Annotated in this window: 8 protein-coding genes; 5 read left to right on the top strand and 3 right to left on the bottom strand. The window is 68.6% G+C overall.

From position 1 onward, the window contains the following. Window positions 1-9 precede the first annotated feature (9 nt). A complete protein-coding gene (locus tag ACLEQD_RS28405; RefSeq protein WP_410388239.1) occupies window positions 10-1,326 on the bottom strand; it encodes a TolC family protein in 1,317 nt (438 codons plus the stop codon). Window positions 1,327-1,669: 343 nt separating this feature from the next. Next, complete coding sequence (locus ACLEQD_RS28400; RefSeq protein WP_223738809.1) at window positions 1,670-2,107, bottom strand: cupredoxin domain-containing protein; 438 nt, start codon at window positions 2,105-2,107, stop codon at window positions 1,670-1,672. A 241-nt stretch (window positions 2,108-2,348) separates the two neighbouring features. Between ACLEQD_RS28400 and ACLEQD_RS28395 the strand changes: the two genes are divergently transcribed. The 5 genes from ACLEQD_RS28395 (at window position 2,349) to ACLEQD_RS28375 (ending at window position 8,893) form a co-directional block, all read left to right on the top strand. Continuing rightward, the gene (locus tag ACLEQD_RS28395) at window positions 2,349-2,837 is read left to right on the top strand and encodes a heavy metal-binding domain-containing protein (RefSeq protein WP_404364298.1); all 489 of its coding nucleotides are present in this window, start codon (window positions 2,349-2,351) and stop codon (window positions 2,835-2,837) included. Next, complete coding sequence (locus tag ACLEQD_RS28390; protein ID WP_141648410.1) at window positions 2,834-4,360, top strand: TolC family protein; 1,527 nt, start codon at window positions 2,834-2,836, stop codon at window positions 4,358-4,360. The genes ACLEQD_RS28395 and ACLEQD_RS28390 overlap by 4 nt, the downstream gene beginning before the upstream one ends. A 112-nt stretch (window positions 4,361-4,472) precedes the next feature. Then, window positions 4,473-5,843 carry a multicopper oxidase domain-containing protein gene (locus ACLEQD_RS28385; RefSeq protein ID WP_141648416.1) on the top strand — a complete coding sequence of 457 codons (1,371 nt, stop codon included), beginning with the start codon at window positions 4,473-4,475 and terminating at the stop codon, window positions 5,841-5,843. 508 nt (window positions 5,844-6,351) lie between these two features. Continuing rightward, entirely contained in the window at window positions 6,352-6,966 is a 615-nt protein-coding gene (locus tag ACLEQD_RS28380; protein ID WP_223738430.1) for an RDD family protein, read from the top strand. Window positions 6,967-7,018: 52 nt separating this feature from the next. Continuing rightward, window positions 7,019-8,893: a HEAT repeat domain-containing protein gene (locus ACLEQD_RS28375; RefSeq protein ID WP_223738431.1), complete on the top strand. Its 1,875-nt coding sequence runs from the start codon at window positions 7,019-7,021 to the stop codon at window positions 8,891-8,893. Window positions 8,894-8,957: 64 nt separating this feature from the next. Here ACLEQD_RS28375 and ACLEQD_RS28370 read toward each other — a convergent pair whose 3' ends face one another. Next, window positions 8,958-9,266 carry a cell wall protein gene (locus tag ACLEQD_RS28370; RefSeq protein ID WP_223738432.1) on the bottom strand — a complete coding sequence of 103 codons (309 nt, stop codon included), beginning with the start codon at window positions 9,264-9,266 and terminating at the stop codon, window positions 8,958-8,960. Window positions 9,267-10,321: the final 1,055 nt, after the last annotated feature.

The following is a 10,321-nucleotide window of genomic DNA, read 5'->3' as shown; positions in this document are numbered from 1 at the left end:
GCTGCCCGCTCACGGCATGCCGCCCGAGCCGAGGCCGCCCGCAGCGATGGAGCCGACGGGCTCCAGGCTCACCTCGGCCTGGGCGATGGCGAGGCGCTGCGCATCCACGAGCGTCCGCAGGTACTCCTCCTCGTCGCGGATGATGCCGGTGTTGGCCTCCAGCACCGAGGCGAACGAGGCGCGTCCGACGCGGTACTGCGTCAGGGTGCTCTCGGCGGTCGCTGACGACTGCATCAAGATGCCACTGCGGAAGAGGGTCACCGTGTCGCGCAGCGCGGCCAGGGCGGTAAGGCGCTCCAGCACCCGCAGCCGCAGCACCTGCTCCACTGCCTCCGTGGCCTGAGTGGTGGCCTCGGCATTGGCGCGGCTCTCCGCTACCGCGCGGTTTTGCTTCCTCCCGGAGAAGATGGGCAGGGTGACGCCGACATTGGCCTGCCACATGGGTGGGAAGTCGCCGCCACGGGGCATGACTCCCGCGCTCACGGTGAAGTCGGGCAGGCGCTCACGTCGCGCCAGCGCCACCTGCTGGCTGGCCTGCTCCACCGTTGCGCGCGCCTGGGCTAGCTCGGGGCTGCGGGCGAGCGCGTCCTTCGTCGCTGATTCGGCGTCACCGAACTCCGGCACCCCCAGGTCGCGCACGCGCAGAGTGGTGGGCAGGGGCGCATCAAGAGGCCGGCCACTCAGCCGGTTCAGGGTCTGCACCCGGGTGCGCTCGTCGGCGTTCAGTGCCACCCGGCGCTGACGCAGCCGGTTGAGTTCGAGTTGGGAGCGCAGCAGGTCGGATTGGGCGCCCTCACCGGTTTCGTAGCGGATGCGGACTGTCTCGGCGGATTGCTTCCAGAGCGCCTCAAGCCGGTCCAACAGCCTGAGCCGCTCGCGCGTCAGCACCAGGTCGAGGTAGCCACGGCACACCTCAGCCTCGATAGACAGCCGCGCTCGCAGGACTTGCGTTGACGCGGCCTTGGCCCCCAGGCGTGCGACCTCGGTACGCAGCGAACGCTTGCCAGGGAAGGGCACGGCCTGTGAGGCCATGATGCTGTAGTAGCTGCCCTCCATCTCGCCGATCATCAGCTCGCCAAAGCCGTCGTTCTGGATGCCCAGTTGCAGGACCGGGTCCGGAAGGGCACCCGCCTGAGGAACGCGCTCCTGTGCCGCCTGGACCTGTGCCTTGGCCTGACGCAGCTCAGGGCGCGCCTCAAGGGCTTCCGTGAGGAGCTGCGCAAGCGTTGGGTCAGTCAACAGCGCCGGCATGGAGGTGGCCTGCATGGCTGGCGCGCGGGCGTCCTCCTGGGCCAGCGCCGCCACCGGAGAGAGCAGCGCCAGCATGAGAGCCACGTGCCTCATCGAGCCGCATCGCCACACAGGGGAGAGGGCTGGCTGGGACATGTCGAGAGTTGATTGCACGATAGAGAGGGCTGCAGGGCCTGTGCCATGGGTAGGCCCTCGTGGGTGAGACGGAGCGCCAGGGGAGATTCGCGTGCGGGCCCGAGGAAGTCGGAGCCCGTGGAGTCACGGTGTAACTCCGGGAATCACACCGCGAGCTGCGTGCTGAACCGGCGCGGGGACGCTGTCTGGAGACCATGTTCTCCCGGCGCAACGTCGTCCCGGAACGGCTGGATGCCTAGCTGCGGCGCGGCCCTACGCGAGGCCCGCGCCACGGCGCGGCGGACTACTGGATGGTGACGAGCCCGCTGATGTGGTCCATCGCGCAGGCGTAGCGCAGCGTGCCCGACTCGCTGGGGGTAAACTCCACGGTCACTGGCGTGTCCAGGGGGAGCGGCTGGTTGATGCCCAGGTTGGCCACGACGATCTCCGTGGCGCATGTCTTGTCCGTCTTGCGGGTGACCACGAGGCGGACTGGCTGGCCGGCCTTCACCTTCACGTTCGCGGGCTCGAAGCCCTTGGAGGTCACCGTGAGAGCCACGGTCTGGAGGCCGTTCTTGGCGGCAGGGGCCGAGGTGGGCTTCTGCGTAGACGCTGCGGCCTTGGCCGTGCCTCCGTGTGCGGAATGCTCGCCGTGCTTGGCGTGCTCGCTCTGCTTGGCGTGCTCCTCACACGCGACCGCAGGGGCCGCGGCGAACAGGGGGAGGGCAGCAAGGACTCCCATCAGGCTCTTCTTCATCGGTTGGTTGCTCCGGAGTGAGGATGCCTTCGGGGACGTCCGGCATCCTGTGGGTACGGCTCGCTAGAGCACAACGCGTGCCGGCAGCTGAACGCGCCCGTTCAGGCGGAGTTGTCTTGGCGAGGCCCCTGTCCGGAGTGCCCAGACGGGTTTCGCTGTAACCGGCTCGGTCACAGGTGGAACGTGAAGCGGCCTCGTTGCACGGAGCCGTGAGGTTGTGAACCCCATGAACCACTGGGCCATCGACATTGGGCCTCTTCCTAGATGCCATGGCTGCATGTCCCCGAGGTCTCCCATGCGCCGAACCCTTGTTGTGCTGGCGAGCATCCTTTCCTTCGCGGCCTGCGTCTCCGAGCAGAAGAGGCCTCCCGCTGCGATGGACCCCTCGAATCCGGATGCGCCCGAGGCCCCACCTGCTGCCCAGCCGACCGCATTCGCGGCCCCCACTCCGGAAGTGCCCGCGCCCGCCAAGGCGCCAGAAGGCGCGGGGCACGCCGGGCACGGGGCCGTCTCTCCAGCCTCTGCCTCGGATGCTGGGACTACCGTCTACACGTGTCCGATGCACCCGGAGGTGCGGTCCAGCAAGCCAGGCACTTGCCCGAAGTGCGGCATGAAGCTGGTGCCGGAGAAGCCCTCGGGCGCGGAGGCCACCGATGCGGGGCAGCCAGGCTCAGCGCCTGCGGGCCATGAGCATGGACACGGAGGGCATCCGTGAGGCTGGCCGTACTCGCTGGCGCGGCGCTGATGGCGGGCGGCTGCGCGTCCATCCAGAAGGAGCGTGGCCACGCGGAGGTGGCGGCTCTCGTCGAGGAGCGGCTGGGCAGGAAGACGCGCTGGAACCAGGGCACCCCGGAGGATGCCGAGGTCGCCCGCCATCTCGATGCGCTCCTGAAGGAAGACCTCACCTCGGACCATGCGGTGGAGGTGGCCCTGCTCAACAATCCGGCGCTCCAGGGCACCTACGAGGAACTGGGTGTCTCGCAGGCCGACATGGTGCAGGCCGGGCTGCTCTCCAACCCGACGTTGGACGGGAGCTTCGGTTTTCCCATCTCCGGAGTTGGCTCCAAAGAGTACGAGGTCTCGCTGGTGCAGGACTTCGTGAACCTCTTCACGCTTCCCCTGCGCAAGCGCGTCGCCCGGGAACAATTCATGGCCGACACGTTGCGCGTGGCGCATGAAGCGCTGGCCACCGCGGCCGAGGTGCGGAAGGCTTACAGTGAGGTGCAGGCCCTCAAGCAGCTCGTGGAACTGCGACGCATGGCGCTTCAGGCGGCTGAAGCGGCGGCGGACCTCGCTGTGCGGCTGCGCTCCGCAGGTAACATCACCGAACTGGACCTTGCCAGTGAGCAGGCTGCTGCCGAGGAAGCCCGGCTCGAGCTGTCGGAGGGTGAGGTCGCGTGGGTGGAGGCCCGGGAGCACCTTAACCGCCTCATGGGACTGTGGGGCCCACGCACGCAGTGGACCGTGTCCGAGAAGCTCCCGCCGCTGCCCGAGCAGGAAGCCCCACTGGAACACCTGGAGTCGCTTGCCATCCGCCAGCGGCTGGACATCGACGCAGCCCGGAAGCAGGCCGCGCTGCTCTGGAACGCGCTGGAGTTAGCGCGGAGTACGCGCTTTTTCGGCCGGGTGGAAGTGGGCGTCCACACGCACCAGGACGCGGACGGCCCGAGGCTCTTCGGCCCAACCTTGTCCCTGGAGTTGCCCATCTTCGACCAGCGCCAAGCCCTCATTGCCCGCCTGGAGGCCCAGCACCGCCAGGGCGAGCGGCGGCTCACGGAGCTGTCCGTCAACACCCGCTCGGAGGTCCGCGCCGCCTGCGCCCGGCTGCTGGCGCTCCGCGGGGTGGCGGACCGCTACCGGCGGGTGGTCCTGCCGCTGCGCGAGAAGGTCGTCGAGCAGTCGCAACTCCAGTACAACGCCATGCAGATTGGCCTCTTCCAGTTGCTCTCCGCCAAGCGCGAGCAGGTGGAGGCGTACCGAGGCTACATCGAGGCCGTCCGCGACTACTGGATGGCGCGGGCCGAACTCGAGCGGCTCGTAGGCGGCCGGCTTCGGGAGGGTCGTGCGACATCCACGCCATCACCCACGCAGCCGGTGCAGCCCGCCCCACCAGCGCAGCCCGGGCCGCCTATCCAGCCCGCGCAACCCTCGCAGCCAGCACAGCCTGGGACGCACACCGGGCATGGACAGGACACCGCCAACGGCACGGAGACTCCCCATGAGAACCCGCACGATTGAGACCGAGCACGCACCGGGCCGCGAGGATGACGCTCCTCGGACTCCGGAGCGCAGGGGCCCCCCTGGAAACCTTCCCGAGACTGGAGCCGAGGGAACGCTGACGCGGCGGAGCATGCTGGCCACGGCCGGCGTCACGCTCACGGGAGGCGCGCTGCTGCTGAGCGGCTCTGCGGCTCGCGCTCAGTCAGACGTCCCAAGGGCCCAGGGGCCCCGCGAGGGCTCCGCCGCAGACATCGGCCAGCGCCATACGCGGCAGGACTGGCTGCGCCCCGGAATGCCCAACCGGGACTACCGACCCGTGGTGGTGCCCAATGGCTCCAAGCTGCCATGGAGGGTCGTGGACAGCGTGAAGGTCTTCCACTTGGTGGCCGAGGAGGTGGAGCACGAGTTTGCTCCGGGACTGAAAGCCTTTTGCTGGGGCTACAACGGCCGGGTCCACGGACCCACCATCGAAGCGGTGGAGGGTGACCGAGTGCGCATCTACGTCACGAACCGGCTACCAGCGGCCACCACCATCCATTGGCACGGCATCCTGCTTCCAAGCGGCATGGACGGCGTGGGGGGCCTCAGCCAGAAGTCCATCCCCCCGGGTGAGACGTTCCGGTACGAATTCACCCTGCGCCAAGCGAGTACGAACATGTACCACTCGCATCATGACGAGATGACGCAGATTGGCCTCGGCCTGACGGGGATGTTCATTATCCATCCTCGCCAGCCTGCGGGGCCCCGCGTCGACCGGGACTTCGCAATCCTGTTGCATGAATGGCGCATCGACGTCGGCACGGGGCGGCCCAATCCGAACGAGATGACGGACTTCAACGTGCTCACCATGAACGCGAAGGCGTTTCCAGGCACGGAGCCGCTCGTGGTGCGCCAGGGCGAGCGGGTGCGCATCCGGTTGGGCAACCTGAGCCCGCAGAACCACCATCCCATCCACCTTCACGGCCACCACTTCCGAATCACCGAAACGGACGCCGGACGCGTCCCCGAGTCTGCGCGGCAGCCGGAGGGGACGGTGCTTGTCCCCGTGGGCAGCACACGTGTCATCGAGTTCGTGGCGGACGCGCCCGGTGACTGGGCCCTGCACTGCCACATGACCCACCACATGATGAACCAGATGGGCCATGAGTTCCCCAACATGATTGGCGTGAATCCGGGGACTCTGGACGCGAAGGTACGCTCGCTGCTGCCGGGCTACATGACGATGGGACAGACGGGCATGGCGGAGATGGCCGAAATGGGGATGCCCGTTCCACCCAACTCCATTCCCATGCTGGGGGCCCGGGGCAAGCACGACTACATAACCGCAGGTGGTATGTTCACCGTGCTCAAGGTTCGCGAAAGGTTGGAGAGCTACGCGGACCCGGGCTGGTACGACAACCCGCCCGGTACACTGGCGATTGCGGCCGGCACGGACGAGCTTCGCCGGGACGGAATCGACGTGAATGCACCGGCACCGGTCGAGCCCGGCTCATCCTCGTAACGCCATTGACACCGGCTTGCGGGACACGTCGGTCTATAACGTGTCCCTCTCCGTGGCGTAGAATTTGACTCTTTACCCCGAGACTCCTGCACCGAGGCCTTGCGAGTGCCAACGAGTGGCCCTTTGGGGCAGGAATGTTGTCGCCCCCGTGGACGCGCCAAGCCGACAATGCTCTCCACGCGCCTCGCTGGACCATGATGATACAGGTCCTCGCGTAGCCTTGACGCTATCGAGGCGCAGCAATCGAGGTTGGTCGCTCCGCCCGCCAAATATAGGGTCCCTCCGCCGTGGATCTTCCCTGGAGCAGTGCGCTTCAAGGGTTCATTTCTTGAGCGGGACGCTCCCCCAATCAGTGGAAACAGGCGTCGCGGTAACCCGTGGGTGGCAAGGAGAATGTTGGGAAGGTCGAGTGGACTAAACCTGTTGGGTTGCATTTGTGGGTGCAAGGGGAACTTCTCGTTGAAGGAACTTGCCGTCTTGGGGCGGGGTAGCTGTGCTGCGGCTCCCCATGTCCGACTTCCGCGAGGCCGCTGAATCGATTTCGGAAGCCCAATGCTCCGAGCACCCAGGCTTCTCCGTTGCCGGTGCCTGTACCCGTTGCGGCACCTTCGTCTGTGCCTTCTGTGCCTTGTCCTGGGCGGGCCGGTGCTTCGGGTGCCTTCACGCCGCTCCTGAGTTGGCGACGCGCAGGGCCCGGCTCGCGGCAAGCCTCGTCGATGGTTTCGCGCTCCTCTTGCCGTCCCTGCTCCTGGGCGTCCTTCGGTGTCTGGCCATTCCGGACGAGGCGGCGATGAAGGCTCCGGTCGTCTACGCCCCGGCGCTCCTCGTGTTGTTCGTGCAGGCGAGCCTGATTCGAGGGACGGGGGCGAGTCTCGGCAAGAGGCTCCTGGGAATCCGCGTCGTCCGAAGAGATGGCCGTCCAGCGGAGGTGTGGAGGATCGCCCTGCTGAGGAACGCGCTCCCGATTGCGCTCTGCGGCTACTGCGGGTGGTTCGGCCTCGTGGACGCGCTCTTCTGCGTTGGAGAGGACCGGCGGTGTCTTCACGACTGGATGGCCGGCACCCGCGTCGTGAAGGCCCCTCGCGCACAGCGCTCCTTCGCTGCGCGGCTCGTGACTGGCTGAAGCGCTGGGTTCGGAGTCCCTTCACCGCGAAGGGAGAATGAGAGGCGATGACATGGAGGGAGAGGTGAGGTCCGGGCGCCCCCGCTGGCTGGCTGGGCTCGTGTGCGCGGTGGTGGCGCTGTCGCTGGGGTGTGCCCGGCAGGCGTGGAGGCGGGACGACGTCATGACGTGGGAGGGCTGCTGCAAGGGGGCCGACGCGTGCCTTGCGCTCCTGCAGGAAGTCCACGGCCCAGACAGTGGGGAGCGATGGCTGCCGCCGGAGCAGCAGTGTGCTGCGTGGAAGCTGGGGCGAGAGGGGGAGGACGTCGTCCCCCGGCTGATTCCGCTTCTTTGCCATGGGGAGCGTCGGGTCCGCGGAGGTGCAGCACTCGCGCTGGCGTCGATGGAAGAGAAGGCCAGGCAGGCTGTGCCTGCGCTCCTCGAAGCCTATGAACGCGAGCCCGGTGGAATGGCTCTGCACGCGCTCTCCTCACTCGATGACGCGCGAGCAGCTCCAGCCATGGTGCGACACCTCATGGAGTCGCCCACGTCGACACTGGAGCACCTCGGGCCGAAATTGGTTCCGGTGCTGCTGGACGTGCTGGAGAACCCGGAATCGAGCTGGGAGGCGCTGGTGCGGGTGCGCTACGTGCTCGCCCGGCGCGCCTCCATGCTCACTGAGAATTTCGTCCCGCGCCTACGGACGCTCCTTGCGCGAGAGCTGGCGGAGCCCACTCTCCGGCGCCCGCCAGGGATGTCCTGCCCGGCAGCTCCAGCGCCAAGTTGCGAGGCCATCTTCGACGGGTGTACCCCGCGAGCGGCCTACGTGGCGTCGGTGTTGGCGGCCTACGAGCGCCAGGGGGCGAAGGCCGAGCCCGAGGTACTCCAGGGGCTACAACGGGCGGACGTGCGCCTCACGCCCGTGGCGCTGCAGGCGCTGGTGGCCTTCAACAGCCCTGCTGCGGTGCCCGAGGTCCTCCAGCAGCTCGCCGTGCTTGAATGCCGCGCCCGGGCCCTCGCGAGCCTCGCGTCCCTGGGGCCGGTGGCGCGGCCAGTCGCGACGGGGCCGCTGCTGCGCCTGCTGGCCACGGGGGAGGAGGGGTGGGAGCGCGCGCGGGCGGCGGAGACTCTTGGACGCGTGGGAGACCCAGCCGCTCTCGATGCGTTGCGCCAGGCGGTGTATGCGCCGCACAGCGAAGTTCAGGCCGCTGCTGTCCGGGCGCTGGGCAGCTCCACCTTCCGGGCCCATAGGGAAGAGTTGGAGCCGCTGTTCCATCAGGTGCTGACGACGCATGCCTCTCCTGTGGCGCGGAGCCACGCGAGGTGGGCCCTGCAGGCTCTCTCCGGTGATGAGGTGCAGCCGGCGTCGCCTTCTGAGCCCCCCAGTGTGCTTCCAGGGCGCGGCCCGGATTGGCAGATGTGCCAGAGCCCCACGTCCATCCATTTGCACTGGGACAAGCCGAAGGCGCCGTCACGAGAGGGGCCATGCGCGCACGTACCTGGAGCGGACTTCGCGTCCGTCCTCGAAGCCATGGGGGAGGCCTGCCTCGTCGGCCGGGACTCCGGGGAGTTTGGCGGCACGCTGGAAGTGCACGAGGCAGGGCGGGTGACGGTGCTGGAGGAACCACATGCCAACCCCCTGCTGGCCGTGCGGGTGCACGGCACCCTCGTGGTGGTGGAGGGACTCGCGCACCTGTTTGGTGGAGACGGGCGTCTGGTGCGTGTCGACGCGTCCGAGGGACGGTGGCGCGCCACGCCTTGGGTGGAACTCCCAGGCGCGCCGCTGGCACACGCGCTGGATGAGGCGGGGAGCCTCGTGGTGGGGACGACGAATCAGCGACTCGACGAAGTCTTCTGCGGCCGGGCTGGTGTGTCCGCGCCCGCCCACGTGCTGCGCGTCACGATGGACGGGCGCCTGACCCCCGTCGAACCGGACGGGCGGCCCTGACGTCACCGCGCAGGAAGGGCGCCCCTCCTGGGGCAGGAGGGGGCCTGGCGCGGACGGGGCCGCTTCAGGCGCGCCGCTTCCCCGAGCGGAACTCGCTGGCCCAGCGCTGGACGGTGGCCTTGGCGCGCTCCTGCTCCGAACTCGCGTTGGGTTGCCCGGCTGGCGTGGGCGCCCCAGGGCCGGCGGCGCCGTCCGCCCCCGTTGCCCCCTTCTTGCGCACCCACATGCGAGGGGCAGGGGTGACGGCGGGAGCCGGCGTAGCAGGCGCGGCGTCAGCCCTGGGCCTGCGCCCGCGCGGCAGGATGACTTCGGGGATGCTGTGGGGCGCGGCGTCCTCCACCCATGCGGCGTGCAGGCGCCCCGTGGCCAACATGAGGCGCCGCTTCTGGTAGTGCGCCCCGCAGTAGCCCTGGCTGCGGTGGGGGCGCTTGCAGCCGATGACGGCGCATGCCCTGGCTGTAGGCGTGGGAGGCGGGAGCGGAGGCCGGTGCTGTTGTTGCGCGGGAGGCGGGAGCGGGGGCCGGCGCTGCTGTTGCGTAGGGGGAGGACGCCTCGCGTCGGGGCCTGGGCGCTGGCTCGACACTTCCTGCTGGGGCTCCGGGGCGAGGCGCCTCGCCACCCCGGCCAGTCTCGCGACGAGGCTGGCGAGTGGGCGCGCCAACTCCTCATCAAGGGCGGAGCGGAAGGCCGACTCAAGAGAGCCCGTGGGCTTCGGAGCGGACGAGCGGAGCGGCTCCCTCGTGGAAGAGGATGTGCCGTGAGCCTTCGAAGCAGGAGTGCGTGGGATTTTGGGCATGTGTGGCTTTGCTCGCATTGCTGTGTATTCGGGGCGAATGCGCGTTGGGACGGCGGGTAATGATTACCATCCTCTGGGCATGTGTCGTAGTCGAGCAGTGCTTGAGTGGAGGAAGGGAGCGCCCGCCTCTGGTGACAATACGAAGCGACCTCACGGAAATGGTTGTTGGCATGCGTCGCCCGTCGAACTGGCACGTCGCGTGCTATGGGGAGTGCGGATGACGATGAGCGAGCGGGAGGCCCTCGCAGAAGCACTGCGGCGGGTGGAGGTGGCGTTGCAGCGAGCGTACGCGACAATGGACGGGAGTGCCGAATCGCGGACGCGGATGGCCAGGGCGAAGGCGGAGTACCGAACGGCAGAGGCCGCGGCGCTGCACGCGCTGGGCGCCGAGGATGCGTTGAGGCTCTGGTGGAGGCGAATGACTCGGCGTGCGCTCACGCCCCGGAGCAGGAAGCACTGCGGGAGTGGGTTACTCGCGGGGCGAGAGAGTTGCCCCTCCGCAGTGGCGAGCACCACGCATGAGGGGCGCGCCTCCTGGACGTGCGTGAACCATCAGGTGAAACAGGGCGCTTCGGCAGGCGGACGGGCCCGGGCCGCATGGGCATACCCTGAGAGGCATGCCATACCGGCCC

Origin of the sequence: Corallococcus sp. 4LFB (assembly GCF_046520365.1) — a bacterium.
Lineage (GTDB): Bacteria > Myxococcota > Myxococcia > Myxococcales > Myxococcaceae > Corallococcus > Corallococcus caeni.
The sequence above is the reverse complement of the archived record's forward strand: the minus strand, read 5'-3'. Positions and strand labels throughout refer to the sequence as shown.

Bases quoted from the DNA above. Each gene is read 5' to 3' on its own strand.
- ACLEQD_RS28405 (WP_410388239.1), bottom strand. From the start codon at position 1,326: ATGCTGGCGCTGCTCTCTCCGGTGGCGGCGCTGGCCCAGGAGGACGCC.
- ACLEQD_RS28400 (WP_223738809.1), bottom strand. From the start codon at position 2,107: ATGGGAGTCCTTGCTGCCCTCCCCCTGTTCGCCGCGGCCCCTGCGGTC.
- ACLEQD_RS28395 (WP_404364298.1), top strand. From the start codon at position 2,349: ATGAACCACTGGGCCATCGACATTGGGCCTCTTCCTAGATGCCATGGC.
- ACLEQD_RS28385 (WP_141648416.1), top strand. From the start codon at position 4,473: ATGCTGGCCACGGCCGGCGTCACGCTCACGGGAGGCGCGCTGCTGCTG.
- ACLEQD_RS28380 (WP_223738430.1), top strand. From the start codon at position 6,352: ATGTCCGACTTCCGCGAGGCCGCTGAATCGATTTCGGAAGCCCAATGC.
- ACLEQD_RS28375 (WP_223738431.1), top strand. From the start codon at position 7,019: ATGGAGGGAGAGGTGAGGTCCGGGCGCCCCCGCTGGCTGGCTGGGCTC.
- ACLEQD_RS28370 (WP_223738432.1), bottom strand. From the start codon at position 9,266: ATGTTGGCCACGGGGCGCCTGCACGCCGCATGGGTGGAGGACGCCGCG.